Origin of the sequence: Mycobacterium sp. SMC-14 (assembly GCF_046250075.1) — a bacterium.
Lineage (GTDB): Bacteria > Actinomycetota > Actinomycetes > Mycobacteriales > Mycobacteriaceae > Mycobacterium.
This window is the reverse complement of sequence record NZ_CP176429.1, coordinates 3,485,209-3,510,126: the sequence shown is the minus strand read 5'-3', so window position 1 is coordinate 3,510,126 and position 24,918 is coordinate 3,485,209. Positions and strand designations below refer to the sequence as shown.

Annotated in this window: 26 protein-coding genes and 1 riboswitch; of the genes, 7 read left to right on the top strand and 19 right to left on the bottom strand. The window is 69.4% G+C overall.

The annotated features are described in order from the left end of the window. Position 1: 1 nt before the first annotated feature. The gene (locus ACKY0W_RS16690; protein WP_409434976.1) at positions 2-1,381 is read right to left on the bottom strand and encodes a DUF222 domain-containing protein; all 1,380 of its coding nucleotides are present in this window, start codon (positions 1,379-1,381) and stop codon (positions 2-4) included. Between the two features lie 111 nt (positions 1,382-1,492). On the opposite strand from ACKY0W_RS16690, the gene ACKY0W_RS16685 reads away from it, so the two are divergent. After that, positions 1,493-1,855, top strand: coding sequence for a hypothetical protein (locus ACKY0W_RS16685; protein ID WP_409434975.1), 363 nt, complete (start codon positions 1,493-1,495; stop codon positions 1,853-1,855). A gap of 5 nt (positions 1,856-1,860) precedes the next feature. Here ACKY0W_RS16685 and ACKY0W_RS16680 read toward each other — a convergent pair whose 3' ends face one another. From ACKY0W_RS16680 to ACKY0W_RS16660, 5 genes are read right to left on the bottom strand one after another with little or no spacing between them, the layout of a single operon-like run. After that, positions 1,861-2,298 (bottom strand): GNAT family N-acetyltransferase, encoded by a 438-nt coding sequence (locus ACKY0W_RS16680; RefSeq protein WP_409434974.1) that lies wholly within the window; start codon positions 2,296-2,298, stop codon positions 1,861-1,863. A gap of 2 nt (positions 2,299-2,300) precedes the next feature. Further along, positions 2,301-3,233, bottom strand: coding sequence for a cobalamin biosynthesis protein (locus ACKY0W_RS16675; RefSeq protein ID WP_409434973.1), 933 nt, complete (start codon positions 3,231-3,233; stop codon positions 2,301-2,303). After that, positions 3,230-5,584 (bottom strand): cobyrinate a,c-diamide synthase, encoded by a 2,355-nt coding sequence (locus tag ACKY0W_RS16670; RefSeq protein WP_409434972.1) that lies wholly within the window; start codon positions 5,582-5,584, stop codon positions 3,230-3,232. The genes ACKY0W_RS16675 and ACKY0W_RS16670 overlap by 4 nt, the downstream gene beginning before the upstream one ends. Before the next feature lie 5 nt (positions 5,585-5,589). Beyond that, on the bottom strand, positions 5,590-6,204 hold the full coding sequence (cobO, locus tag ACKY0W_RS16665; RefSeq protein ID WP_409434971.1) for a cob(I)yrinic acid a,c-diamide adenosyltransferase: 615 nt from the start codon (positions 6,202-6,204) through the stop codon (positions 5,590-5,592). Beyond that, positions 6,204-8,201, bottom strand: a complete 1,998-nt coding sequence (locus ACKY0W_RS16660) for a magnesium chelatase subunit D family protein (protein ID WP_409434970.1) — start codon at positions 8,199-8,201, stop codon at positions 6,204-6,206. Before ACKY0W_RS16660 ends, cobO begins: the two co-directional genes overlap by 1 nt. 27 nt (positions 8,202-8,228) lie before the next feature. Continuing rightward, a riboswitch (cobalamin riboswitch) is annotated at positions 8,229-8,377 on the bottom strand. A 25-nt stretch (positions 8,378-8,402) separates the two neighbouring features. Between ACKY0W_RS16660 and ACKY0W_RS16655 the strand changes: the two genes are divergently transcribed. The 3 genes from ACKY0W_RS16655 to ACKY0W_RS16645 all read left to right on the top strand — a co-directional run bounded on the left by ACKY0W_RS16655 (position 8,403) and on the right by ACKY0W_RS16645 (position 11,531). Next, positions 8,403-9,200 (top strand): dienelactone hydrolase family protein, encoded by a 798-nt coding sequence (locus ACKY0W_RS16655; protein ID WP_409434969.1) that lies wholly within the window; start codon positions 8,403-8,405, stop codon positions 9,198-9,200. Between the two features lie 14 nt (positions 9,201-9,214). Continuing rightward, positions 9,215-10,429: a precorrin-6y C5,15-methyltransferase (decarboxylating) subunit CbiE gene (cbiE, locus tag ACKY0W_RS16650; RefSeq protein WP_409434968.1), complete on the top strand. Its 1,215-nt coding sequence runs from the start codon at positions 9,215-9,217 to the stop codon at positions 10,427-10,429. Positions 10,430-10,691: 262 nt separating this feature from the next. Next, positions 10,692-11,531, top strand: coding sequence for an alpha/beta fold hydrolase (locus tag ACKY0W_RS16645; RefSeq protein WP_409434967.1), 840 nt, complete (start codon positions 10,692-10,694; stop codon positions 11,529-11,531). Positions 11,532-11,675: 144 nt separating this feature from the next. Here ACKY0W_RS16645 and cobM read toward each other — a convergent pair whose 3' ends face one another. From cobM to ACKY0W_RS16615, 6 genes are all read right to left on the bottom strand, one after another. Next, complete coding sequence (gene cobM, locus ACKY0W_RS16640; protein WP_409434966.1) at positions 11,676-12,446, bottom strand: precorrin-4 C(11)-methyltransferase; 771 nt, start codon at positions 12,444-12,446, stop codon at positions 11,676-11,678. After that, a complete protein-coding gene (cobJ, locus tag ACKY0W_RS16635; RefSeq protein ID WP_409434965.1) occupies positions 12,434-13,942 on the bottom strand; it encodes a precorrin-3B C(17)-methyltransferase in 1,509 nt (502 codons plus the stop codon). The genes cobM and cobJ overlap by 13 nt, the downstream gene beginning before the upstream one ends. Positions 13,943-13,952: 10 nt before the next feature. After that, positions 13,953-14,618 carry a precorrin-8X methylmutase gene (locus ACKY0W_RS16630; RefSeq protein ID WP_409434964.1) on the bottom strand — a complete coding sequence of 222 codons (666 nt, stop codon included), beginning with the start codon at positions 14,616-14,618 and terminating at the stop codon, positions 13,953-13,955. Beyond that, positions 14,615-15,457 carry a nitrite reductase gene (locus tag ACKY0W_RS16625; RefSeq protein ID WP_409434963.1) on the bottom strand — a complete coding sequence of 281 codons (843 nt, stop codon included), beginning with the start codon at positions 15,455-15,457 and terminating at the stop codon, positions 14,615-14,617. The genes ACKY0W_RS16630 and ACKY0W_RS16625 overlap by 4 nt, the downstream gene beginning before the upstream one ends. Positions 15,458-15,632: 175 nt before the next feature. Further along, positions 15,633-16,280, bottom strand: coding sequence for an enoyl-CoA hydratase-related protein (locus ACKY0W_RS16620; RefSeq protein WP_409434962.1), 648 nt, complete (start codon positions 16,278-16,280; stop codon positions 15,633-15,635). After that, positions 16,277-16,888 carry a TetR/AcrR family transcriptional regulator gene (locus ACKY0W_RS16615; RefSeq protein WP_409434961.1) on the bottom strand — a complete coding sequence of 204 codons (612 nt, stop codon included), beginning with the start codon at positions 16,886-16,888 and terminating at the stop codon, positions 16,277-16,279. The genes ACKY0W_RS16620 and ACKY0W_RS16615 overlap by 4 nt, the downstream gene beginning before the upstream one ends. A gap of 78 nt (positions 16,889-16,966) precedes the next feature. Here ACKY0W_RS16615 and trpS point away from each other — a divergent pair, with 78 nt between their 5' ends. The 3 genes from trpS to ACKY0W_RS16600 all read left to right on the top strand — a co-directional run bounded on the left by trpS (position 16,967) and on the right by ACKY0W_RS16600 (position 19,920). Continuing rightward, positions 16,967-17,986, top strand: coding sequence for a tryptophan--tRNA ligase (gene trpS / locus ACKY0W_RS16610; protein WP_409434960.1), 1,020 nt, complete (start codon positions 16,967-16,969; stop codon positions 17,984-17,986). Continuing rightward, a complete protein-coding gene (gene yhjD / locus ACKY0W_RS16605) occupies positions 17,983-18,879 on the top strand; it encodes an inner membrane protein YhjD (protein WP_409434959.1) in 897 nt (298 codons plus the stop codon). Before trpS ends, yhjD begins: the two co-directional genes overlap by 4 nt. 99 nt (positions 18,880-18,978) lie before the next feature. After that, positions 18,979-19,920, top strand: coding sequence for a DUF5996 family protein (locus tag ACKY0W_RS16600; RefSeq protein WP_409434958.1), 942 nt, complete (start codon positions 18,979-18,981; stop codon positions 19,918-19,920). A 13-nt stretch (positions 19,921-19,933) separates the two neighbouring features. Here the strand turns inward: ACKY0W_RS16600 and ACKY0W_RS16595 are convergent, their stop codons facing one another. The 7 genes from ACKY0W_RS16595 to ACKY0W_RS16565 form a co-directional block, all read right to left on the bottom strand. Further along, complete coding sequence (locus ACKY0W_RS16595) at positions 19,934-20,539, bottom strand: class I SAM-dependent methyltransferase (RefSeq protein WP_409434957.1); 606 nt, start codon at positions 20,537-20,539, stop codon at positions 19,934-19,936. Beyond that, positions 20,536-20,952 (bottom strand): PPOX class F420-dependent oxidoreductase, encoded by a 417-nt coding sequence (locus ACKY0W_RS16590; protein ID WP_409434956.1) that lies wholly within the window; start codon positions 20,950-20,952, stop codon positions 20,536-20,538. The genes ACKY0W_RS16595 and ACKY0W_RS16590 overlap by 4 nt, the downstream gene beginning before the upstream one ends. After that, positions 20,949-21,419: a MarR family winged helix-turn-helix transcriptional regulator gene (locus ACKY0W_RS16585; protein WP_409434955.1), complete on the bottom strand. Its 471-nt coding sequence runs from the start codon at positions 21,417-21,419 to the stop codon at positions 20,949-20,951. Before ACKY0W_RS16585 ends, ACKY0W_RS16590 begins: the two co-directional genes overlap by 4 nt. A 179-nt stretch (positions 21,420-21,598) precedes the next feature. After that, positions 21,599-22,054: a carboxymuconolactone decarboxylase family protein gene (locus ACKY0W_RS16580; RefSeq protein WP_409434954.1), complete on the bottom strand. Its 456-nt coding sequence runs from the start codon at positions 22,052-22,054 to the stop codon at positions 21,599-21,601. Then, positions 22,051-22,341 (bottom strand): GNAT family N-acetyltransferase, encoded by a 291-nt coding sequence (locus ACKY0W_RS16575; protein ID WP_409434953.1) that lies wholly within the window; start codon positions 22,339-22,341, stop codon positions 22,051-22,053. Before ACKY0W_RS16575 ends, ACKY0W_RS16580 begins: the two co-directional genes overlap by 4 nt. A 9-nt stretch (positions 22,342-22,350) precedes the next feature. Further along, complete coding sequence (gene nagA / locus ACKY0W_RS16570; protein WP_409434952.1) at positions 22,351-23,478, bottom strand: N-acetylglucosamine-6-phosphate deacetylase; 1,128 nt, start codon at positions 23,476-23,478, stop codon at positions 22,351-22,353. After that, positions 23,475-24,893, bottom strand: coding sequence for a sugar porter family MFS transporter (locus tag ACKY0W_RS16565; RefSeq protein WP_409437824.1), 1,419 nt, complete (start codon positions 24,891-24,893; stop codon positions 23,475-23,477). The genes nagA and ACKY0W_RS16565 overlap by 4 nt, the downstream gene beginning before the upstream one ends. Positions 24,894-24,918 lie beyond the last annotated feature (25 nt).

Below are 24,918 nucleotides of genomic sequence, written 5' to 3'. Positions count from 1 at the left end.
GCTAGGCCGCCCCTTCGGCGGGTGGGTCGGTGTCGCCTGCGAGGAGTTCGTCGGGGTGGTGGGCATGGTTGATTCGGGGTGGGCTGGTGGTGTCGGTCCAGGCGAGGCGTCCTGATGCGGTGACGGTGGTTTGTTGGCGGCCTTCGCTGGTGTCGGTGTGGTGGGGGGCGCAGGCGAAGTAGAGATTGTCTGCGTTGGTGCGGCCATGGGGGGTCCAGGGTTGGGCGTGGTGGACTTCGCAGTGATAGCCCGGGGCCAGGCAGTTGGGGTGGGTGCAGCCGCGGTCGCGCGCATAACAGATCAACCGCTGGTCGGCGGTCGCGATTCGTTTCTGTCGGCCGAGGTAGAGCGGGCGTTTGGTGTGGTCGTCGAAGACGGCGAGGTAGTGGATCGTCTCGGCGGCCATGGCGATCAGATCTCGCATGGGCAGTCGGGATCCGCCGCCGGTGAGTGCTGGTGGTGGCATTGGGACCGATGGATCGCCTGTGGCCTGGGCGGCTTGATTCAGTTCGGCCAGGGTGGTGGTGACGACGACGGTGACGGGGTGGCCGCGGTGGGTGCCGAGTTTGCCGGAGGCGATGGCGGTGGACATGGCCAGGCGAAAGGCGTCGTGGCAGCGCTGCGCCGGCGTGCGGTCATCACGCCCCTTGGCTCCATCGGGCACATGTCGTCCGGGGCGTACGGCGGCGGCAATGGCTTCGAAGTAGGCGCGGGCTTGGGGGTCGAGGAGTCCGGTCAGTTTGGACATGCCGTCGGGGCCTTGGCGGCCCAGCACGAGGGCGCGGCGTCGTGCGCGGTCGCGGTCGCTGAACAGTCCGTCGGGGTTGAGGTGATCGGCGATGCGTTGTCCGATCTTGGTGACCACCCCGGCATCGACTCCGGTGGCGTGGGAGACCAGGGCGGCTTCGGCCTGCGCGATCTGGGGCGGGGTCACTGATCCGGGCAGGACGTCGACGGCTTGGCAGATCGCGCGAATGTGTTCGTCACCAATCGAACCGGATTCGATCGCGCTGGCTAGGGCCGGGAGTTCGGGCGGGATCGGTGCGCCGGTCAAAGAGCGTCGGGGCCGGATGCGGGCGGCCAGGCGGCAGCGGCGGGTGATCTCACGTGGGGTGATGCGCAGTCGCGTCCACAACGCATTGCGTGCCGCCGCGATGCTTCCTTCTCTATCGGGTGGGTCGGCGAGTTCGCCGAAGATCCGGTACATCAACCCGCGATTGACCCGCTCCTGGTTTTCCAGCCGGTCGGCAAGGTCGATGCGAAAGGTGTTGCCCACCAGATCCGTCGAAGTCGTCCGCAACACCGCATGGGCGGCATCAATGGCATCCAGGGCAGCGCGGATCTGCTCCCGCGCCGCTGGCGCACCCACGACTGTTGCCATACCCCCGACGCTAGAAACCACCCCCGACAAACACGCCGGAAGACAGCCCAGGAAAGGTCGCGGCTGTGGATCAACCCGCAACTGTGGATGAATCCCGTAGCATCGCAACCCATGGTTCGTCATGCCTACGCCCACGATGCGGTCGTGGTGATCGACCCGGGTGGTAGCCCGAATGCGCCCGGCGGAGCCATCACCAAAGCACTGTGCGGCAGCTGGGATCACCAGCCGCCGTGCCCACTAGCGCCCCACCACGTTGCCAATCACCTTGACGGCGAGGAGCTGGTGTTGCGGGTGCTGTTCGCCACAGGAGCCGCCGACGAGCCACGTGTGCGACTCCTGGTCGGTGAAGCGCTTGCTGCCGGCGAGCTGACCGGCCCCGACGGGTTGGTCACGACATGGCGGCTGAAATCGAGCGATGCCAGCGATATCCGGCCGAGCGAGAAGAGCCACGCCGCGGACCTGATGCACACCTGAAGGTGTCAATCCCGGATATGCGCCAGCCGCGACGGCCGTTCCATGTATGTCGCGTCGGGCGCCGCAAAGCCGAATTGCCCATACAACCCGTGCGCGTCAGCGGTGTGCAACGCCCAACGGAAGTCCTGACCCGGGCCCTCGTCGATCATCGTCCGCAGCAATCCCTTGCCGATCTCCTGTCCGCGCTGATCGCGACAGACATAGACGTCAGCCAGGTAGGCGAAGGCGGCACCGTCGGAGACCGCGCGGCAGAAACCGATCATCGCTCCGTCGTCGGCCCGGTAGGCGCCCACCGTGCGCCACGCGCTGTCGAGTTGGCGGTCGAACATGGCGCGGGTGCGGTATTTCGCCCAGTAGGTGTGTTCGACCAGCTCGTTCCAGAGCCAATCCCGATTCACGCGCGCAGCATCGGTCGAGAACTCGACACCATCGGGGGCCGCCACCGCTACCTCCTCATCCGCCCTCGAGCCAGGCACCACGCCACCGCGGTGAGCAGGGCGCCCACGCCCACTCGCCGGGCCAGCCGGGTCGTCCGCGGAATGTCGGACGGCGCAGGCGGTCGACCGTAGCCCATCCGCGCGCGATCTTCACGCCGATTTCCGTAGTAGGTGTTGACCCCGCCGAGTTGCAGCCCCAGCGCCCCGGCGAACGCGGCCTCGACCACCCCGGCATTGGGGCTGGGATGGTGGCGGGCGTCGTGGTGCCACGCCCGCAGTGCGCCGGCGGGGTCGGGCCCCAGGGCGGCGGCCAGTGCCCCGGTCAGCCGGGAGGCCGGCAATCCCAGCAGGTCATCCAATCGTGCTGCGGCCCAGCCGAACCGGTCGTAGCGGGCGTTGCGGTGACCGATCATGGCATCGAGCGTGTTGGCGGCGCGGTGCGCGACCAGACCCGGAACGCCCGCGACCGCTCCCCACACGAACGACGCCACCACCGCGTCGGAGGTGTTCTCCGCCACGGATTCGACGACGGCACGGGCGATCTCGTCGGGTTCCAACGCGCTCGTATCGCGACCGACCAGGTTGCGCACCCGGGTCCTGGCCGACTCCAGTTCGCCGTCGGCCAGGAAGGCGTGCACGGCATCGGCCTCGCGTTCCAGGGAACGGCCGCCAAGCACCGCCCAGGTGGCGAGGGCGGTCAGCGCGGTGCGTGCCCAAGGGTTTCGGGCGAATTGTTCGCCCGCGTACGCCAGGGCGGTGACGCCGCCGACCAAGACCACGACGTGGGCGACCCCGCTGGCTCGATGGTCGCGGTAGATCCGCCGCTCGAGCGCCAGCGCGCACGTCCCGAACCCGGCGACCGGATGCAGTCGCCGCGGATCACCCCAGGCGCGGTCGGCGGCGTAGCCGAGCGCCAATCCGAGTGCCCGGGAAGCAATCATCGGCGGTTACGGTCGAGCACGGCCAGCAACTGATCGGTCAGGTCCGGGGGCCGCACCGCGATCCGCACCCAGCTGTCATCCAGGCCCGGAAAAGTGTCGGCACGGCGCACGGCAATACCGTTCTCGCGCAACACCGCATGCACGCCGCGGCCGACCTGGGCCAGCACGAACGGCGCCGACCCTGCGGCGAATCGCACCCCGCGCGCGGCGAGGCCCCCCTCCAAATGCTGCCGCCAGGACACCAACTGCCGGGCCCGGCGCTCACCCTCGCCCACCGCCCGCTGATCCGAGCAGGCCAGCATGGCGGCCAGCGCCGACGCGGATACTGACCAAGGGATCTGCAGTCGTGCCGCGTCGGCGAGCAGCGTGGGATCGCCGAGCAGATACCCGGCGCGAATGCCGGGGATCGACCAATGCTTGGTCAGGCTACGGCTCACCAGCAGCCCCGAATGCCGCTCCTCGGACAGGGCTTCGGGCTCGCCGGGAATGGCATCGAGGAACGCCTCGTCGACCAATACCACCCGGCCGGGACGGAGCAACTGACGCAGCGTCCGCGCCGGATGCAACACCCCGGTGGGATTGGTCGGATTGCCGATGACGACGAGGTCGGCGTCTTCGGGCACCGCTTCGGGGTGCAGTGCGAAGCCGTCGTCGGCCCGGCACAGCACCGTACCGACGGTGTGTCCGGCGGCGGTCAGCGCGGCATGCGGGCCGGTGTACTGCGGATGCACCACCACCGGGCAGCGCCACGGGCGTAGTCGAGCCACCAGGTCGAAAGCCTCCGACGCGCCCGCGGTGGGCAGCACCTCCGCGGCGGTGCGAGCGTGCCGGGCAGCCAACGCGGCGCGGGCCGCTGACGTTTCGGGGTAGGCCACGGCATCGTCCAGGGAGGCATGCAAGGCGCGCTCGAGCCAGTCCGGGCGCGGCCCGGCATAGACGTTGACCGCGAAATCGAGCAGCCCGGGCCCGGCCTCGACATCGCCGTGATGGTGCAGATCCGGGCCGGTGAAACCGTGCACCGCGTCGGCGAAACGCTGAGCCAGTCCGGGATGCCCGGCCCAATGGGTGTGCAGGTAGGACGCGTGCAGGCTGGCAGAGGCAACGCCGTCCGGTCCGTCGGGAAGCCGCCAGGCCGCGCTGACGGCGTGATCGAAAACGACCTGGGTGCGGTGGAATTCGTGACCGGTGACCTGCTCTCCGGTACGCGCCAGCAGGTTGTCGGCCGCCGCGGTGGCCTCTCGATAACCCAGCGCCAGGCGTGGGGTCATCGCCGCGTGGCCCGGCAGCGCCCCGACCCCGGCGTCCTCACCCACCCGGCGGCATAGGTACGCCAGCCCGCCACACTCGGCGACGGTCGGCACTCCCGCCGCGATCGCCGTCCCCAGCGCACTCAGCAGTGCGGTGTTGGCGCCCAACGGTTCTGCGTAGACCTCCGGGAACCCGCCGCCCAGGTAGATGCCGGCGGTGCCGGCCGGCAGGCAGGTGTCGGTGAGCGGGTCGAAGGTCACCACCTCGCAACCGGCGGCACGCAGCAGCTCGAACGTCTCGGTATAGCCGAACGTGAACGCCCGCCCTGCGGCGACGGCAACCACCGGCCGGCGTCCCGAGGCCGCGGTGATCTGGGCAGCGGGATCCCAGGGGCGGCCGGTCAATTCCGGAGCCTGGCGCGCGACCGCCAACACCGCGTCCACATCCACGTACCGCTCTATCAGCCCGGCAAGTCGAGCCGCCATGGCCGCCGATTCGTCACGCTCGGCCGCCGGCACCAGCCCGAGATGCCGCGACGGAGTCTCCACGCCCGCGTCACGCGGCAACACCCCGAGTACTTCAATGCCGCTCGGGCGCAACGCGGCAACGACCTCATCGGCGTGGCGTGCGCTGCCGGCTTTGTTCAGCACCACCCCCGCGACGCGCACCGCCGGATCGAATCCGGCCAGGCCCGCCACCACCGCCGCATGCGTGCGGGAGGCATGCGAGATATCGGCGACCAGTACCACCGGGGTCGCCGTCAACGCCGCGACATGTGCGGTGGAGGCCTCGCCTCCAGTGCCCAGGCGCCCGTCGAAAAGCCCCATCACGCCTTCGATCACGGCGACATCCGCGCCCGCGGCGCCGTGCACCAGCAACGGCACGATCCGGTCGGCACCGACCAGATACGGATCCAGGTTGCGGGCCGGCCGCCCGGTGGCCAGCGCGTGGTAACCGGGGTCGATGTAGTCCGGGCCGACCTTGTGGCCGCTGACCTGCAGGCCGCGGGCGGACAGCGCCGCCATCGCGCCGACCGCCACCGTGGTCTTGCCGTGCCCGGACGCGGGGGCGGCGATGGCCAGGCGGGGAAGGGAAACGCCCACCACGCTCACCATTCGATGCCGCGCTGACCTTTCTGGCCGGCATCCATCGGGTGCTTGATGTTGCCCATCTCGGTGACCAGGTCGGCGATCTCGATGAGTCGCGGATCGGCGCGCCGGCCGGTGATCACGACGTGCTGGTGGCCCGGCCGGTTGGCCAAGGTCTCCACCACGTCGTCGACGTCCACCCAGCCCCAGGCCATCGGGTAGGTGAACTCGTCGAGGATGTACAGGTCGTGGGTCTGTGCCGCCAGGCGCTCCTTGATCTGGGCCCAGCCCTCGGCGGCGTCGCCGGCGTGGTCCTCCACGCCACCGGCCTTGCGGCTCCACGACCAGCCCGAGCCCATCTTGTGCCACTGCACCGGGCCGCCCTCACCGGTCTCGGTGTGCAGGGCGCCCAGGCGTTCGAGCACGGTTTGTTCGCCGACCCGCCACTTGGCGGATTTCACGAACTGGAAGACCCCGATGTTGAAGCCCTGATTCCAACCGCGCAGTGCCAATCCGAACGCGGCAGTGGACTTCCCCTTGCCGTCGCCGGTGTGCACCATCAGCAGCGGCCGGTTGCGGCGCTGGCGGGTGGTCAGATTGTCATCGGGCACCGTCAACGGTTGTCCCTGCGGCATCAGGCGGCTCCTCTTCCGGTGGCATCGCGGACGACGTCGGTCAGTGTCTCGGCGCTTACCTGCGGCAGCGGAACGTATTCGGCGCGCAAGTGCTCGGCCAGCGTCCGAGCCAGCCCGAGCCGCATCCGACCGTTCTCGCAATCCACCACGACCGCCGAAAATCCCTGGGAAGCAAGATGGTCGGCCGCGAGAAGAGAACGCGGCACCGGGTCGGCGCCGGCGGTTGCCCGGCCGTCTGTCAACACCACCAGCAACGGGCGGCAGGCTGGCTCGCGCAGCCGCTCCCGGCGAATCACCTCGGCGGCCTCCAGCAGGCCTTCGGCCAGTGGGGTGCGGCCGCCGGCAGGCAATTCGTCGAGCCGCACGGCCGCGATCTCCACCGAGCCGGTCGCCGACAACACCAACTCCGCCTTGGTATCCCGGAATGTCACCACCGCCACCCGATCCCGGCGCCGGTAGGCGTCCAGCAGCAGGGACAGGATCGCGGTCTTGACATGGCGCATCCGCTCGGCGGCGGCCATCGACCCGGAGGTGTCGACCACGAACAGCACCAGGTTGGCCTCCCGGCCCTCGCGAACCGCGCGCCGCAGATCGCCGGCCGCCAGGATCATCCGGCCCTGAGCCCGGCCCCGGACGCCCTGATGCGGGGCGGCGGCGCGCAGCGTCTCGAACAGGTGCAGGCCGCCGGAGTTGCCGGACGCGGTGGCGCCCACCCGCCGTCCGGAACTGGTGCGGGCCCTGCTGCGCCGGCCCGCACGTCCTTCACCGACGCCGTCGACAGAGAAAAGTCTTGCCCGGTAAGGGGAGTCGGCGGCCACCGTCGACGTGGAGCCCGGCTGAGAGCGCCCAGACGGCGCCGGACCGCTCTGCTCGGGCGATGGTGCGCCATCGCCGCCGTCCGGTGGCCCTTCGGGTTCGGGACCGTCGGGTCCCGGACCGTCCGGGTCGGGCTCGGGATCGGAATCCTCCGGCGGCAGCAGCTCGTCGAGCTCGGACTCATCGAGACCCGGGGCGTCGAACGGCTTGCGCCGCCGTCGATGCGGCAGGGCCAGCCGGGCGGCGACCCGTAGGTCCTCGATGTTGACCGCGTCGCGCCCCTGCCACGCCGCATGCGCCACCGCGGTGCGGGCACAGACGATGTCGCCGCGCAGACCGTCCACGTCGAACGCCGCGCAGATCTCACCGATCTTGACCAATGCGTCATCGGTGAGCGTCACCTGGGGCAGCAGTTCCTGGGCCTGGCGGATCCGGGCCCGCAGTCCTTCTTCAGCCTCGGCGTAGTTCGTGGCGAAGCCCTCCGGGTCGGCGTCGAACGCCAGCCGCCGCCGAACCGCCTCGGCCCGCAAAACCGGATCACGCGGCGCGGACACCTCGACGGTCAACCCGAACCGGTCGAGCAGTTGGGGACGCAGCTCGCCTTCCTCGGGATTCATCGTCCCGACGATCACGAACCGCGCGGCATGGGTGACCGAGACCGAGTCGCGTTCCACGGTCAGCCGCCCCATCGCCGCGGCGTCCAGCAGCAGGTCCACCAGGTGGTCGGCGAGCAGGTTGACCTCGTCGAGGTAGAGGATGCCGCGGTTGGCGCGGGCCAACAGCCCGGGTTCGAAGTCGACGGTGCCGGCGCTGAGCGCCCGTTCCAGATGGATCGAACCCACCACCCGGTCCTCGGTGGCGCCGACCGGCAGTTCCACCAGACGCACCGGGCGGGTCTCGACGGGGGCGTCGCTGGGGAACGGGCCGTCGGGGGAGAGCGGGTTCGCCTCAGCGGGATCGGAAGAGAACCGATCGCCGGCCAGCACGTCGATGGGCGGCAGCACCTGGGCCAGCGCCCGGACCAGCGTCGACTTGGCGGTGCCCTTCTCGCCGCGAATGAGCACCCCGCCGATGCCGGGGGAGATCGCGCTCAGGACAAGCGCCAGTGCCATGTCGTCGAGGCCGCCCGGGGCATCCGGGTCGCCGCCGAGGACAGCGGGGAAGGGGTACAGCTGTTGCATTGAGGCTCCGCTCGTGTGGCCGACACCTCTGAGTCGGCGACGCGAAGCCGGTATTCGGACTGACCGTGGCGCACCGAGATGCGCCGCGGAACACCGTAGCGGGCCTGCGTCGGAGTCACACCGACTTCCCTGGCGCTTCGCGCCGATACCCTAACACTCGGGGCGCGAGACGCCGACCTGGGCGAAAGGACACCGAAGACAGTGAGTGCACCTGAAGCAGATCTGACCGGATGGGTCGCCGAGCCGTTCACCGGCGGCGAATTCACCCACGACGTATACCGCAAGGGCAAAGGCCCCGGTGTGGTGCTGATCCCGGAGATTCCGGGGATTCACCCCGGGGTGCTGGCGCTGGGAAATCACCTGGTGGACAACGGCTTCACCGTGGCGATTCCCTCGTTGTTCGGCGAGCCGGGTAAGGCGATCACGCCCGGCTACGCACTGACCACGATCAGTCGCGCCTGCGTGACCCGGGAATTCGCCGCGTTCGCCACCGACAAGCAGCGGCCGGTCACCCAGTTCCTGCGGGCGCTGGCCCGCGACCTCAACGAGAAGACCCCTGGCAAGGGCGTCGGGGTGATCGGCCAGTGCTTCACCGGCGGCTTCGCGCTGGCCGCGGCCGTTGACGACGCCGTGCTGGCCCCGGTGCTCAGCCAACCGTCGGTGCCCATTCCGCTGACGCTCAAACAACGCCGCGACCCAGGGCTCTCCGAGGTCGAGCTGGGCGTTGTCGCCGACCGGGCCGCCAAGGACGGCTTGTGCGCGCTCGGCCTGCGGTTCAGCGAGGACAAGATGGCCCCCGGTGACCGCTTCGCGACGCTGAAAGCGCGGCTTGGGGACGCTTTCGAGGTCATCGAGATCGATTCCTCGTCGGGCAACCCGCACGGTCTGTCCCGGATGGCGCACTCGGTGCTCACCGACCAGGTCCGTGAGGTCGACGGCCATCCTGCCTACGAGGCGCGCAAGCGGGTGGTGGAATTCCTCACCGAACGATTGACCTAGTTACGATCGCCGCTGTGCCTGCCCAGCCCAGCCCAGCCGAACGCATCGCCGTAGTGGGCATCGGCGCCGACGGCTGGGCCGGGCTGGGCGGGCCGGTGCGGGAGACCGTGCTGGCGGCCGACGTCGTACTCGGCGCGCCCCGCCAACTGGACCTGCTGCCCGAAGCCGACGGCCAGCGGCGGCTCAAGTGGCCGGTCCCGCTGCACGCCGGGCTGCCGGCGCTGTTCGAGGAACTGGCAGGACAGCGGATCGTGGCGCTGGCATCCGGGGACCCGCTGCTCAGCGGCATCGGCAGCACCCTGATCGCGCTGCTGGGCACCGAGCGAGTGACGGTCGTGCCCGCGATCTCCTCGGTGACCCTGGCTCGCGCCCGGTTGGGCTGGCCGGTGGAGTCCGCCGCGATGATCAGCGTTGTCGGCCGCGACGTGCACGCGGTGCTGCGTGAGCTGGCACCGAACCGGCGGGTGCTGGTGCTGTCGTCGGACGAGCGCACCCCGGGACAGCTGGCCGCACTGCTGTCCGACCGCGGCTACGGAGCGAGTCGGATGGTGGTGCTGGGCGATCTCGGCGGAGCGGCCGAAAGCATGCTGGACACCACCGCCGCAGCCTTTCAAGGCCCGGCACCACGGCTCAATATCGTCGCGCTGGAACTGGCCGGCCCGCCGGCGTACGGCTGGGTGAGCGGCCTACCTGATCAGGCCTACGAGCACGACGGGCAGCTCACCAAACGTGACCTGCGGGCCGCCGCGCTGGCGCGACTGGCCCCGGCCCCCGGGCAGCTGCTGTGGGACGTCGGTGCGGGCGCCGGCTCGGTGGGCATCGAATGGATGCGCGCGCATCCGACCTGCCGCGCCGTCGCGGTTGAGGTGAACGATGCTAGAGCGCAACGCATCTCGGAGAACGCCCGCAACCTCGGTGTTCCCGCGTTGCAGGTGGTCCGCGGCGCGGCCCCGCAGGTGCTGGTGGACCTGCCCACCCCGGATGCGGTGTTCATCGGCGGCGGCTTGAGCCGGCCCGGGGTGCTGACGGCCTGCCTGGCGGCGCTGGCGCCGGGCGGGCGGGTTGTGGCCCACGGTGTCACGCTGGAGACCGAGACTCTGCTGCTGGAGGCCTACCGCGAACACGGCGGCGAGCTGACCCGCATCCAGGTCGAGCACGCCGCACCGCTGGGGTCCTTCACCGGCTGGACACCCGGCCGGGCGGTCACCCAGTGGGCGTTAACGACGTAGTTTCGCCATGATCGGCGTCGGGAAGCTCCCTCCCACTCGATCACGGCTGCGACGCGGGAGTCGGGCTGGCGGCTCGAGTACGTCTGCCCGGTTCGGTCATAACGCGTCGTCGCAGCAACCCGGAGAGCCCCGTCGCGATCGCCAATGCAGTTTCGTTTCCGTGCGGTGGTCACCGTATTTCCATGGCAACTGCGGCAACGTGCTCCGAACAGGTATTCGCTAACTACGACCACGACAAGCCACCGCCGGGGATGCTGGGACGATGAAGCAATTCCGCCGTGGCGAACTTGTTTTTGACGTGGTTGATTCTGGAGCGGCAGACGGTTCGGTCGTCATCCTGTTGCACGGGGCGCCACAATCCAATGCCTCTTGGAAGGCGGTTATCCCACACCTGACGGCCCGGGGTTTTCGCTGCCTGGCGCCAAACCAACGCGGTTACTCGCCGGGGGCGCGGCCTGAACGCCGACGCGACTACCGGATGTCTGAGCTTGTCGACGACGTCCGCGCGCTGATCGACGCAAGCGGCGCCGAGAAGGTGCATCTCGTAGGTCACGATGCTGGCGCTGGTATGGGGTGGGTCTTCGCGGCAAATTACGCAGACCGTCTTCACACCTTCACGGCATTGTCGACGCCCCACCCAACCGCATTCAAAAAGGCGATACTGACAAGCCGACAAGGAATTACATCTTGGTACATCTACTTCTACCAGTTGCCCGGCATTCCTGAGCGGTACTACGTAGGCCGGCGCGGCGACGCTGCACCTTTGGCGCGCTACATGCAGGCGGGCGGACAAACACCTGCGCTGGCTGACCGGGATGCTCGCGCGATGGCCGAACCCGGAGCGCTCACCGCGTCCATGAACTGGTACCGGGCACTTTCATGGTCAGACAAAATTGGCCAGATAACGGTTCCGACCATGTATGTGTGGAGCGACCGCGACAAGTGGGTCCGTGACAAGGCTGCTCGCAACACGGGCCGTTACGTGAGCGGACCGTACCGCTTCGAAGTCCTCCACGGAGTTTCTCACTGGATACCCGAAGAGCAGTCAGACACCGTCGCCGGCCTACTGCTCGAATGGATCGACACCCAATCCTCTGCATGACCCACGCAAAGCCAATCGATTGCCGTCAGGGCGCCCCTGCGCCGAGGTTCTCGGCCTGCCCGCCAGGCGCAACACGGGTTTGCTGATGGCTGGTGGCGTGGGACCACGGCTGTACAAACCGCAAGCCGCTGGCCCATCCGCGCACTAGCAGCCCCGGGGCCGATCCCGCGCGGGGTCATAGAGATGGCTCTCCCCGGCGCACGGATCAGGTAGCTTTGCGAGAGCCCGACCGACCAGGATGACCGCGGCAGACCGCAGGCCCGCTGCCTCGACCGCGTCGGCGATGTCGGTGATCGTTCCGCGCAGCACCAGCTCCTCGGGCTGTGATGCGCGATAGACCACCGCGACCGGGCAGTCTCCGCCGTACTCGGGGGCCAGTTCGGCCATCAGTGCCCGGACGCGGGTGATCGACAGGTGCAACACCAGCGTGGCCTGCGTCGCGGCGAACGCCGACAGCGCTTCGCGTTGCGGCATCGCGGTGGACGCGACTTGAGTTCGGGTCAACACCACCGACTGCGTCACCAGCGGCACCGTGAGCTCACGGCCCAGCGCCGCCGCTGCCGCCGCATACGCCGGCACGCCGGGCGTCACCTCCCACGGCACCCCGGCAGCGTCGAGGCGGCGGGTCTGCTCGAAAAGCGCGCTGTACAACGACGGGTCTCCGGAGACCAGCCGCACCACCGCGCGGCCCGCCCGATGCGCGGTGACCAGCCGGTCGGTGATCGCATCCAGATCCAGGTCGGCGGTGTCGACGAGTTCTGCTGTGCTGGAGCACTGTTCGAGCACTCGCGGATCCAGGTAGCTGCCCGGGTAGAGCACTACGTCGGCGGCGGCCACCAGGCGCGCAGCCCGCACGGTCAGCAGGTCCGCCGCGCCAGGGCCGGCGCCGACGAACTGGACCGCTAACGCACCCATCGCGGCGTCCACACCCGTCCAGCCGTCACCCGTGTCGATGATGCCCCCACCAGGACAAGGCATTTCATGTCGATGGAGTCGGTGTCCAGCTCGCCCAGGGTGGTCACGGTCAGTGCTTCGGACTCCCGGCCGATGTCACGGCCGACGACCACCACGGTCGCCGCGTCCCGGTGTTCCAGCAGCACCTTGCGCGCGATCGCGATCTGGTCGGGCCGGGCACGAGAGGCCGGGTTGTAGATCGCCAGCACCAGATCGGCCTCGGCGATCGCCCGCAGCCGCGACTCGATCACCGACCACGGTTTGAGCCGATCCGACAGGCTCAGCACCGCGAAGTCGGCCCCGATCGGGGCGCCGGCCGCCGCGGCCACCGCCTGTACCGCCGACACTCCGGGCAGCACCCGCACCGAAACATGTTGATATTGCGCATTATCGGCAGCTTCGAACACCGCGGCCGCCATTCCGAACACCCCGGCGTCCCCGCCGGATACCACGGCCACCTTCTCGCCGCGGGCGGCCAGGTCCAGGGCGAAACGGGCCCGGTCCAGCTCGACGGTGTTGCCCGAGGTGTGCCGCTGCAGCCCCTCGCGCTGCGGAACCCGCGCGACGTACGGTCCGTAGCCCACCACGTGGTCGACGGTGGCCAGCGCCGCGGCCGCCTCGCCGGTCAGCCAGCCCTCGGGTCCCGGGCCGAGGCCGATCACGAGCAGCTCGGCGGCCGCGCGCACCGGCGTGGCGACCACGGCGACCTGATCGTCCGGGGTCCGGGAACGCTGCCCATTGCGCGAATCCCCGTCCACGACGATCAGCGACAGATAGGGAACGCTCGCCTCTTCCACCTCGGTGACCGGCAGCCAGCGCTGCTGGGGGTGACTGGCCCGCTCGATGTAGTAGGCGTGCTCGAGGCGGCCGGCGGCGGCCAGCGCGCGACGCACCGCCGGGAAGGTGCGGCCCAGCTTCATGATGATGGCGCCGTCGGTGTCGGCCAGCCGCATCGCCAACTCGTGCTCCGGCAGCGTTCCCGGCAGCACGGTCAGCACGTCGGTCTGGCGCACCAGCGGCATCCCGAGCGCGGCGGTGGCGGCGCTGAACGCCGGCACGCCCGGAATGATCTCGGTGTCGAAGCGCGTCGACAACCGGTCGTGCATGTACATGAACGAGCCGTAGAACAGCGGATCGCCCTCGGTCAGCAGCGCCACCGTGCGACCCGCATCCAGGTGGGCGGCCAGCCGTGTCGCCGAGGCCTCGTAGAAGTCGGCGAGTGCTCCGGCATAGCCGCCGGGGTGATCGGTGACCCCGGTGGTGACCGGGTAGCGCAGCTCCTCCTCGATCACCCCGTCCCGGATCAGGTCGGCGGCGATGGTGCGCGCATAGGACGCCTTGTTGACCCCGGCGTGGTAGGCCACCACGTCGGCGTCGGCGATGATCCGGGCGGCCTTGCGGGTGATCAGCTCCGGGTCGCCGGGGCCCAGGCCCACGCCATAAAAACGGCCGGTCATGCTGTGTCTTTCATTCGGCATCCGAGGCGAGGGCGTTCAACGCCGACGAGGTGATCGCCGAGCCGCCGCGCCGGCCGCGCACCGTCACGTACGGGATGTCGATGCCGTGATCGGCGTGCAGTGCGGCCAACGCGGCTTTGGACTCCGCGGCGCCGATGAAGCCAACCGGGCAGCCGACGATCACCGCCGGGCGCGGCCCGCCGTCGAGGATCAGCTCCAGCAGGTGAAACAGCGCGGTCGGGGCGTTGCCGATCGCGACGACGGCGCTGGCCAGCGCGGGTTCCCACAGCGAGACGGCCGCCGCCGAACGGGTGGTTCCCCACTCCTTCGCCAGGTCCGGGACGCGTTCGTCGCGCAGGTAACAGTGCACCTCGTTGCCGGCGGGCAGCCGCCCGGCGGTCACCCCGACCGCCACCATCCGGGCATCGCAGAGGATGGGCGCCCCGCCGTCGAGTGCAGCCCGGCCGGCGGGCACCGCGTCGGGGTGGATCAGCAGGTCCTTGGCGACGTCGGTCTGTCCGGCACCGTGGATCATCCGCACTGCCAGCCGCTCGGCGCTCGCCGGGATGTGGGACAGGTCGGACTCGCGGCGGATGGTCGCAAACGATTCGACGTAGATGGCCGGTCCGTCGGCGATGTAGTCATAACGCCGAGACGGGCGCGTGGGCCTGCTCACCGATTCGCCTCCTGGGCTTGGGGGATGAAGACACCCTGCCACGGCGTCACCACGAGCTCGGTGTGCTCCACCAGCGACCGCCCATGCCCTGGCGTGAGCACGCCGTCGGGCACGTGCGCGTGGGTGCCGCCGGGCACGCTGCCAAACGGTAACGGACCCGCCGGGGCCGGGACGCGCGGGTCGGCCGCACCGAGCGGCGCCAGCGGCCGGGACAACTCGCGAACGTGCCACGGCGCGTCCGGCCGCCCGCCGCGGGCGGCCTGGAAGGCACCCGCGAGCTCGGCGAGCCGGGCGGCGGCGTCCTCGATGTCGATCACGGCACCCCAGCGCTCGCCGATCCGCAGCTGCGCCGTCGTGGCGTTCAGCGCGACAAGGCCGGCATCGGCGGAGCGACCCAGTAGGTCGCCGCGGCCGTCGTCGAGGACGAACAGGAAGCGGCCGGGCAGCCCGGCGAGCCGTGGATCGGCACACAGCAGCGCGTCCAGTCGCGCCGCTACCGGTCGCAGGTCCGCCCGCCCGCCGGCGTAGCCGGTCTGCGGCGAGACCAGGATGTTGCGGACCAGCTCGTGGCTGCGCGACGGCAACAGCCCGGTCGACTCGCACGCCGCCACCGCGTCGGGAGCGAGCTCACCCCCGTGATCGGCCAGCCCGCGCAGCTGCAGGTTGGCCCGTTTGGTCAGGTAGACCGAACCGTCGGCGAACTCGGCGCTGACCTGCAATAGCCGGGCCAGCGACGCGGCCGGTAGCCGGCCACCGACCAGTCGCAGCCGCACCAGCAACCCGTCGTCGGCCACCCAGGGCCGCAGCACGCCCGGGCACCGATCGGCTCTGGTCCTCATCTGTCACACCCGCCACGTGGGGGGCGGCATGCGGCAGTTGCCCGGCTTGGAGCGACAACACGAGTCCGGTCGTTCGCGCCGGTGCGTGCGGGTTGGGGCACCGCCTGATTGTCGCTCAGAGGCGGGCAACCAGCATGCGCCCGCCCTGCGGTAACGGATGGGACTTGTGAAGGGTCTACCCGCCCAGCGCCGCCACCGCCGGGCCGAACATGCCCGCCTTGATCGCGCCCAGGGTGCCCGAGTCCTTGCCGGCCAGCGGCCGCAGCACCTCGGTCGCGGCCGGGGTCACCGCGCCCTCGGGGGCGGTGGTGTCCACAATGCCGAAGGTCGCGGCATCCACCCCGCCGAACCGGCGGCCGGTGGTCATCGACGCCACCTGAGCCTGCGGAGTGAGCTTGGCCTGGATCAACGCGGTCATCCCCGCGGTGAACGGAATCCGGATGTCGACCTCGGGGAAGCAGAAGAAGCCGCGGTCGGCGCGCATCACCCGGAAGTCGTGGGCGATCGCCAGCATGGCGCCGGCCCCGAACGCGTGGCCGACGACGGCCGCCGCGGTCGGGATCGGCAGTGTCAGCACCCGCGCGAGCAGGGCGTGCACCCGGCCCACGTACCAGTCGGTGCGGTCGCCGTTGGCCATCAGCCAGTCCAGGTCCAGGCCGTTGGTGTAGAACTTGCCGCCCGCGGTGGTCACCAGGCCCTGCGCACCTGCAGCCAGCACGTCGTCGAGTACTCGGTTGATCTCGTCGAGAAAGTCTGGGGAGAAGCGGTTTTCGTCGTCGCCGAGGTCCAGCACGGCAATCTTGTCGTCATAGGACAGGTTCACTTCGAGGGATCCTTTCTAGAGGGTGGACCGACCGACAGGACGGCGCGGACCGCCGCGTGCAGGTGGGACCGGGCGATGGTGCTGCCCAACCGATTACGGCTGAGCACGATAGCGGTGGGCAGATCGACGACGCAGGTGGTGATGGTGTCGACGGCGGCGGCGTCGCGGCGTTCCCACAGGCCGTCCGCAAGCCGGATGAGCAAGCCGACCAGTTCGGCGTCGGCGCCGCGCAGCTGCTTGGCCAGCTCCGGAGACAGGTCGTCGTCGGGCAGTTCATCGCGCCGGATCGCGAACAGCAGCTTGCAGGCGTCGGGATGACGCTGCGCGAATGCCACCGGGGCGTCGGCGGCGGCAACCACGGCTTCGAGTGGGTCCGAGACCGCGTCCACCAGCTCGCCCTGTACCGCGAGGAAGCGCCGGGTGGCCCGCAGCCAGGCGGCGGCGACGAGCCCAGCCCGGGAGCCGAAGCCGTGGTAGACCGCCCCGTTGGAGGCGCCGGTGGCCTCGCCGATCGCGCGAATCGTCACCGCGGCGGGGCCGGACCGCGCGGCAAGTGACTCGACGGCGTCCAGCACCTGCTCGGGGTCGTACACACGCGGGCGGGGCATGGCCGTCACCGTAACAGAGCGGTCGCTCTGTTACCAGGTGCGCTCATCCGGTCCCCGGCGTGACAGGATCGAGCAATCATGAGCACTCCCGGATCCCGTCCCGTCGTATTCTCCGGCGCCCAGCCGACCTCCGACTCGCTGCACCTCGGAAACGCCCTCGGCGCGGTCGCTCAGTGGACCAGCCTCCAGGACGATCACGAGGCGTTCTTCTGCGTCGTCGACCTGCACGCGATCACCGTTCCGCAGGACCCGGCGACGCTGCGCCGTCGCACGCTGGTGACTGCCGCCCAATACCTGGCACTGGGCATCGACCCGACGCGCAGCACCGTCTTCGTGCAGAGCCACGTGCCCGCCCACGCCGAACTCGCCTGGGTGCTGGGCTGTTTCACCGGTTTCGGGCAGGCGTCGCGGATGACGCAGTTCAAGGACAAGTCGCAGAAGCAGGGCGCCGACTCGACCACCGTGGGTCTGTTCACCTATCCGGTGTTGATGGCCGCCGACGTGCTGCTCTACGACACCGAAGTGGTCCCGGTCGGGGAAGACCAGCGCCAGCACCTGGAGCTGGCGCGCGACGTCGCGCAGCGCATCAACGCGCGCTTCCCGGACACCTTCGTCGTCCCCGAGCCGATGATCCCGAAGGCCACCGCCAAGATCTATGACTTGCAGGACCCGACCGCCAAGATGAGCAAGTCCGCGGCCACCGACGCCGGGTTGATCAGCCTGCTCGACGATCCAGCGAAAAGCGCCAAGAAGATCCGCTCGGCGGTCACCGACTCCGAGCGCGAGATCCGCTACGACCCGGAGGCCAAGCCCGGCATCTCCAACCTGCTCACCATTCAGGCCGCCGTCACCGGTTCGGAAGTCGACACGCTGGTGGACGGCTACGCCGGGCGCGGCTACGGCGACCTGAAGAAGGAGACCGCCGAGGCGGTGGCCGAATTCGTCACCCCCATCAAGGCCCGGGTGGATGAGCTGCTCGCCGACCCGGCTGAGCTGGAGGCGGTGCTGGCCGCCGGGGCGAGCCGGGCGCGCGCGGCTGCCGCCGCAACCCTGACGCGGGTGTACGACCGGGTGGGACTGCTTCCTCCGCCGGCATGAGTAAGGCCGTGACCGACCCCTCTAAGCCGGGCGTAATCGACCGGCTGCGGGCCAGGTACGGCTGGTTCGACCACGTGGTGCGGGCCCAAGAGCGCTACGACGACTGCCAGGGAAACTTCTTCGCCGCGGGGATGAGCTACTACACCATCTTCGCGCTGTTCCCGCTGGCGATGGTCGGGTTCTCCATCGGCGGTTTCCTGTTGTCGCGACGGCCCGAGGTGCTCGACGAGATCGAGCGCCGGATCAAGTATTCGATCCCCGGGGAGTTCGGCAACGAGCTCGTCACGCTGATGGACAGCGCGATCTCCTCACGCGCCTCGGTCGGGGTGATCGGCCTGGCGACCGCCGCGTGGGTGGGGCTGACCTGGATGGCCAACCTGCGCGAGGCGCTCTCGGAGATGTGGGAAACCCGTTCGGACAAAAAAGGTTTCGTCTCATCTAAGCTGTCCGACCTGCTCGCGATGGTGTGGGCGCTCGGCGCCATGCTGGTCACCCTCGCACTGACCGCGCTGGCTGATCCGAAGCTGATGCGAAACATCCTGCGCTGGCTGGGGGTCCCCGACTTCACCTTGTTGGGTGGGCTACTGCGCGTTGCGTCGCTGCTGATGGCGGCGACGGTGTCGTGGCTGCTGTTCACCTGGATGATCGCCCGGTTGCCCCGGGAGTCGGTGAGCTTCAACAGCGCCATGGAGGCCGGTGCTATCGCCGCAGTCGGCTACGAACTGTTCAAGCAGGCCGGCTCGGTGTATCTGCAGTCGGTGATCAACGGCCCGGCCGGAGCGGTGTTCGGACCGGTTCTGGGTCTGCTGGTGTTCGCCTACGTCACCGCCCGGCTCATTCTGTTCGCCACCGCGTGGGCGGCGACGTCGGCGGATAACCTGCGCACCGCCTGACGGTGTGATTGGCTCCCGAAAGGGGTAGTAGGCATTGCGGGAGCGGACCGTCTGGTTCCTGCTCCGGCCTGCCCGACTGCTCGTGGAGGGAGGACGATCGTGGCTGACGAATCCGCAAGTACCTGGCCAAGTCTTCGTGTCGAGGACTGGGGTCCGACCCGGGACACCCTGCACATGTGGACCCAGATCGTCGGCAAGGTCCGGTTGGCGCACGCGCCCCTGGTGAACCACTGGTGGCAGGTGACGCTGTACGTCACCCCACGAGGGCTCACCACGTCGGCGATCCCTTACGGCTGCGATGTTTTCGACATCGCATTCGACTTCATCGACCACCAGTTAGTGATCCGAACAAGCTCCGGTGCGACCCGGACCGCGCCGCTGCGGGAGCAGTCGGTGGCGGAGTTCCACGCCACGGTCATGTCGATGCTGGCCGAGTTGGGTCTGCAAACCCGTATCCAGTCGCACCCCAACGAGGTCGAGCCCGCCGTGCCGTTCGCCGAGGACGTCGAGCACGCCTCCTACGACCCGCAGGCCGCCCACCTGTTCTGGCGGCAATTGGTGCAGGCGGACCGCGTGCTGGGCCAGTTCAGGTCGCGCTTCATCGGCAAGGTCAGCCCCGTCCATTTCTTTTGGGGAGCAATGGATCTTGCCTGCACCCGATTCTCGGGCCGACGCGCTCCGACGCACCCCGGTGGGGCACCCAACTGCGGTGACTGGGTAATGGTCGAAGGCTACTCACACGAACTCAGCAGCTGCGGGTTCTGGCCGGGCGGCGGCGCCGAAGGCGGCTTCTATGCCTACGCCTACCCGGCACCCGAGGGCTTCGCCGATCACCCGGTCCGCCCCGCAGAAGCCTTCTACAGCACGCAGATGGGGGAGTACGTGCTGCCCTACGAGGCGGTGCGGCAAGCGCCCGAGCCGGACCGGGTGCTGCTGGACTTTCTGCAAGACACCTATGAAGCGGCGGCGGTGCGCGGCAACTGGGATCGCGCTGCCCTCGAAGCAGATCCGAATCGGTGGCAGCCGCAATCACGCGCCTGAATGGCGCCGGCCGTCACGCCGGGCGGTGGGCAGTCAGCAGGAGGCCGGGCATCTGACCGATCGTGGCGAACAGCGGCGCCGGCCGAACCTCGTCGACAACCCAGCACGTCGAAACCTCTTCGCGCAGCTGCTCTTCGGTGAACTGTGTGGGTGCCGGGCCCTTGTGGTCGGTGAAGGCGCCCGCGGCGAAGGCCAGAATGTAGAACGTCGCGCCCGGAGCCGCCGCGCGGTACATGGCCCGCAGATAGTTCTCCCGCAGTTCGTCGGGCAGAGCGTGCAGCAGTCCGCTGTCGAAGATGGTGGAGAACCGGCCGTCATAGCCTGTCAAGGCGGTGATGTCGGCCGCCGTGAAGGTTGCGGTGGTCAGGGCGCGCTCGGCGGCAGCAGCGGTGGCCGCCGCGACCGCGGTGGGGGACAGGTCGATGCCGACAACGGTATGACCGCGCGCGGCCAAGGCCAGGGACAGTTCGGCGTGACCGCACCCGGCGTCGAGCACGTCATCGCGGACCGTGCCCGGCCGCGCGATCAGCGCCGCGTATTCCGGTTGCGGCGCACCGATGTTCCAGGCGGGCACCTGCGGTTGCCGGTAGGCGTCATCCCAGTTGATCCTGTGTGTCATGGTGTGTTCCTTTCGTCGTCGGTGATGTCGCGGGCACTGGTGCCGGCTGAGTCGAGACCCCAGGCCACGATCCGCCGCGGGGTGATCCGGATGATGTCGCCGGAGAGTCCGTCTTCGGTGCGGCCCGCTCCGGGCAGTGCGGTGGCGATGCCGCGGATCTCGATGCCACGGGCCTGCGGCGGCCTCACCGAGATCACGGTGTCGACGATGAAGGCCACCTGAGGATCCCGGAGCACGTTGCGCCATTTCTGGGTTGTCGAGAGTGCGTGGCCGACGATGTCGATCGTGGCCTGGTCCGGACCGAGGTGGACACTGACCGGTCTGATCTGGGGATCGCCGGCCGGCCCGACGGTGGCCAGCCGACCGATCGATTCATCGCGCAGGTAGGCCAGTTCGGCGGGAGTGAATGTCACGATCGGACCTTTCGTTCGTCGCCGAGCCGGTTACGTAGCCGACTGAAGATGCGCTCGACGCAAGCCAATTCGTCGGAGTCCAAGTCGTCGAGGAACAGCTCGCGAACCGAGCAGGCATGTGCCGGCATCGCCTCCTGGAGGGCCTTCAGGCCGGTGGCGGTGAGCACGGCGCGGTAGCCCCGCCGGTCGTCGGGTGCCGATTCGCGTACGGTCAGCCCGCGTTTGGTCATCGAATCGATCTGGTAGGTGATCCGGCTGCGAGAGAAGACCATCCGATCGGCCAACTCGCTCATGCGCATGCGCTGTTCCGGGGCCCCGGCGAGCAGCATCAGCAGGTGATAGTCGATCAGCGTGAGACCGGTCCGCCCGCGGAGCAGCTCGTCGAGCCGGGTCTCGAGTTGGATGCTGCTCTCGATATAGGCACCCCAGGCCTGCGCCTGCCGGTCGGACAACTGCTGGTCGGACACCGGGCACCTCATCTCGAGAAGTAAGTCGTACGTATTTGGATCAACGATGGCCGAGCAAGTCGCTAACCCTGCTGATCGGCCTTGTTGACACCACCATAGCCCTGCTCGCTAGGTAATTCAAATTTGAACTATATGGGCAAGACTGGCCGGCGATACCCCCAGAGGGGTGACGCGGTTTCCTACTGTTCGGCCCGCACCGGGTAGCGGCTCATGATCGAAACCCGGTTGAACGCGTTGATCGTGATCGCCGCCCAGATCAGCAGCGAGACCTGGTCGTCGGTGAGGTGCTCGCGCAGCAGCGCGTACTCGTCGTCGTCGAGGTGGGTGTCGGAGATCCACGTGACTGCTTCGGCGAGCTCCAGGGCGGCCCGTTCGGTGTCGGAGAACAGCTGCGTGTCCCGCCAGGCCGGCAGCACCGCGATCCGTTGCACGGTGTCACCGGTGTCCAGCAGCGCCTTGCTGTGCATATTCAGGCAGAACGCGCACCCATTGATCTGTGACACCCGCAGATTCACCAGCTCCAGGACCGTCCGCGACAACCCGGCCTCTTCGGCCCGCGCCCGCACCTCCGCTGCGGCGTCCAGGTAGGCCTGGTAGACCGAGGCGGACTGCTTGTTGAGGGGGATCCGCGTCACTGCTCACCAGCCGGGTCGACGAGGTCGGCGAACTCCGGGTGCTTGGTGATGTAGGCCTCCACGAACGAGCAGGTCGGCACCACCCGCTTGCCGGCCGCGCGGGTGTCGGCCAGGGCCGCGCCGATCAGCGTGCCGGCCAGGCCGCGTCCGCCGAAGGCCTTGTCGATCACGGTGTGGTGGAAGATCCGCTGATCGCCGTTTTCGATGTAGTCGGCAAACCCGGCCTGTTCGCCGTCGACGGTGATCTGGTACTGCCGGTTGTCGTGGGTGACGGTCGGTTCGCTCATCACCGCAGCTTAACCGAGCCAGGCGCCGCGCCGCATTACTCGCGAGACCCGCCAATCCCGATCCAGCACAACCAGGTCGGCGTCGCGTCCGGCGGCCAGGACACCGGTGCGATGCAGCCCGAGGGTGTGCGCCGGAGTGGACGAGGTCATGCGCACGGCCGCGGCAATGGCGGCCTCGATACCGATCTCGGCCCCGAGCAGTCGTACCGCGGTCGCGAACAGCCGGTCCATGGTGGCGGTGCTACCGGCGATGGTCGCGCTGCCGCGCAGCCGGGCCACCCCCTCGGTGACGTCAACGTCGAGCCCGCCCAGGGTGAACGCGCCGTCACCGGCGCCGGCGGCGGCCATCGCATCGGTGACCAGCGCGACCCGGTCCGGGCCGGCAGTGGCCACGACGTGCCGGATCACGCCCGCGTGCAGGTGCACGCCGTCGGCGATCAGCTCGACGGTCACCCGAGGATCGGACAGCAGCGCGGGAACCGGGCCCGGCTCGCGATGGTGCAGGGCCCGCATCGCGTTGAACAGGTGCGTGCCGACCGTCGCGCCGGCGTCGACCGCCTCCTGTGTCAGTTCGTAGCCTGCGTCGGTGTGGCCCACGGCCACCACGATTCCCGCATCCACCAAGCGCCGGATAACCGTGATGGCGCCGGGCAGCTCGGGTGCCAGCGTGACCATCCGGATCGTGCCCTCACCGGCGGCCAGCAGCGCGTCGACCTCGGCGTCCTCGGGGGCGCGCAGCGCTCCGCTGTCGTGTGCACCGCAGTGCAACCGGCTCAGCCACGGCCCCTCCAGGTGGATGCCGTCCACCACGCCGCGCCGGACCGCGGCAGCCAGCGTGCGCACCTGGGCCAGCAGGGTTTCCCGGGAGGTGGTCACCAAGCTGGCCAGGCCCGCGGTGGTGCCGTGCGACGCATGCAAGGCGGCCGCCCGGTCCGGATCGTCGGCGTAGGAGACGCCGGCGCCGCCGTGGCAGTGCATGTCGACGAAGCCGGGCACCACCACACAGTCACCGAAATCGGTGTCCGCACGAACCGGCCCAGATCCGCAATCGGCGATCCGCCCACCGGCCACCGCCACCCAGCCCGGCCGGTGCACCCGGCCGTCGAGCACGACGGCGCCGGCGGCGATGACGCTCATGCCGATGCCTCGCTGCCCGGCACCAGGGCCCCTGCGTCCCGGCCGTCCTCGGCTGGCCAGTGTCCGTCGTTCTCCCAGAAGTGCCGGATGTCTTCCAACTGCCGGCCCTTGGTCTCCGGGGCGTAGCGATAGACGAACGCCAGGCCGAGGATCGCCAGGACGCCGAACACCGCGAACGTCCCGGCGCCGCCCAGCGAGGTGAGCATGGTCAGAAACACCGCGGCGACGATCGCGTTGGCCACCAGATCCGAGGTCAACATCGCCGACGCCCCCACCGACCGCATTCGGGCCGGCAGGCTCTCCCCGGCATACACCCAGACCAGTGAACCGAATCCGAACGTGTAGCCGACGGTGAACAGCAGTACCCCGCCGAACTTGACCGCCGTCAGGGCGTTGCCGAACGCGTCACCGGCGGCGAACACCGCGATCAGCAATAGGTTCGCCGCGACCATGGTGGCAATACCGGACAGCAGGATCGGCCGCCGGCCGACCCGGTCGATGATCACCAGCGAGACGACCATTGCCGCCAGGGCGGCGACCTGCACCAGCGCCGGCAGGACCAGCAGTGCGAAATCGCCCTCGAAGCCCATCTTCTCGAACAGCCGCGGGCTGTAGTAGACGATCGCGTTGATCCCGGTGATCTGGATGAAGAAGCCCAGCGTCACCACGAACAGCGTCGCCCGCAGATACGGCGGCCGCAGCATCTCGCGCAGCACGCCGACCCCGCCGGCCTGTTCCTCGGCCAAGGTGCGGTTGATCTCGGCCAGCTCGCGCTGCGCGTCGGCGCCCGGTTCGATGCGCCGCAGGGTGCGTTCCGCGTCGTCGATACGGCCCTTGAGCAGATACCAGCGGGCGGTGTCGGGGATACGTGCCAGCAGTAGGGCGACGAGCACCGCCGGCACCGCGGCCAGGCCCAGCATCGCCCGCCAGTTGCCGGAACCGGCCAGGAGGTAGGCGAACAGGTAGCCGGCGATGATCCCGATCACCGTGGCCACCCCGTAGGTCACCAGCAGTGCGCCGCGGGCGTGGGCCGGCGCCGACTCGGCCACGAACACCGGCACCACCACCACCGATACGCCGATGGTGATACCGAGCAGCAGTCGTGCCACGGTCAGTGTCGACACCGACGTCGACGCCGCCCCCAGCAACGCGAAACCCGCGTAACCCAGCGTCACCACGACCATCGAGCGCTTCCGGCCGATCGCGTTGGCCAGCCACCCGCCGGCCATGGCGCCGGCGATCTCGCCGATCACCGTCGCGGTGGCGATCATCTCCTGCTGGGCTTCGGTCAGCCCGAAATCACGCTCGATGAACAACAGCGCGCCGGCGATATTGGACAGGTCGTAGCCGTAGATGACGCCGACGCTGGCGGCGGCCACTCCCACCAGCAGCGCCAGCGGCGAGGAGCGGCGCAGTTCCTCGAATCGGCCCATGCCGCCC

Excerpts from the sequence above, each read along its gene's own strand:
- ACKY0W_RS16625 (WP_409434963.1), bottom strand. The coding sequence starts at position 15,457 with ATGAGGACCAGAGCCGATCGGTGCCCGGGCGTGCTGCGGCCCTGGGTG.
- ACKY0W_RS16660 (WP_409434970.1), bottom strand. The coding sequence starts at position 8,201 with ATGCAACAGCTGTACCCCTTCCCCGCTGTCCTCGGCGGCGACCCGGAT.
- ACKY0W_RS16645 (WP_409434967.1), top strand. The coding sequence starts at position 10,692 with ATGAAGCAATTCCGCCGTGGCGAACTTGTTTTTGACGTGGTTGATTCT.
- cobJ (WP_409434965.1), bottom strand. The coding sequence starts at position 13,942 with ATGACCGGCCGTTTTTATGGCGTGGGCCTGGGCCCCGGCGACCCGGAG.
- ACKY0W_RS16595 (WP_409434957.1), bottom strand. The coding sequence starts at position 20,539 with ATGACACACAGGATCAACTGGGATGACGCCTACCGGCAACCGCAGGTG.
- yhjD (WP_409434959.1), top strand. The coding sequence starts at position 17,983 with ATGAGTAAGGCCGTGACCGACCCCTCTAAGCCGGGCGTAATCGACCGG.
- ACKY0W_RS16615 (WP_409434961.1), bottom strand. The coding sequence starts at position 16,888 with ATGCCCCGCCCGCGTGTGTACGACCCCGAGCAGGTGCTGGACGCCGTC.
- ACKY0W_RS16675 (WP_409434973.1), bottom strand. The coding sequence starts at position 3,233 with ATGATTGCTTCCCGGGCACTCGGATTGGCGCTCGGCTACGCCGCCGAC.
- cobO (WP_409434971.1), bottom strand. The coding sequence starts at position 6,204 with ATGCCGCAGGGACAACCGTTGACGGTGCCCGATGACAATCTGACCACC.
- ACKY0W_RS16690 (WP_409434976.1), bottom strand. The coding sequence starts at position 1,381 with ATGGCAACAGTCGTGGGTGCGCCAGCGGCGCGGGAGCAGATCCGCGCT.
- nagA (WP_409434952.1), bottom strand. The coding sequence starts at position 23,478 with ATGAGCGTCATCGCCGCCGGCGCCGTCGTGCTCGACGGCCGGGTGCAC.
- ACKY0W_RS16685 (WP_409434975.1), top strand. The coding sequence starts at position 1,493 with ATGGTTCGTCATGCCTACGCCCACGATGCGGTCGTGGTGATCGACCCG.
- trpS (WP_409434960.1), top strand. The coding sequence starts at position 16,967 with ATGAGCACTCCCGGATCCCGTCCCGTCGTATTCTCCGGCGCCCAGCCG.
- cobM (WP_409434966.1), bottom strand. The coding sequence starts at position 12,446 with ATGGGTGCGTTAGCGGTCCAGTTCGTCGGCGCCGGCCCTGGCGCGGCG.
- ACKY0W_RS16575 (WP_409434953.1), bottom strand. The coding sequence starts at position 22,341 with ATGAGCGAACCGACCGTCACCCACGACAACCGGCAGTACCAGATCACC.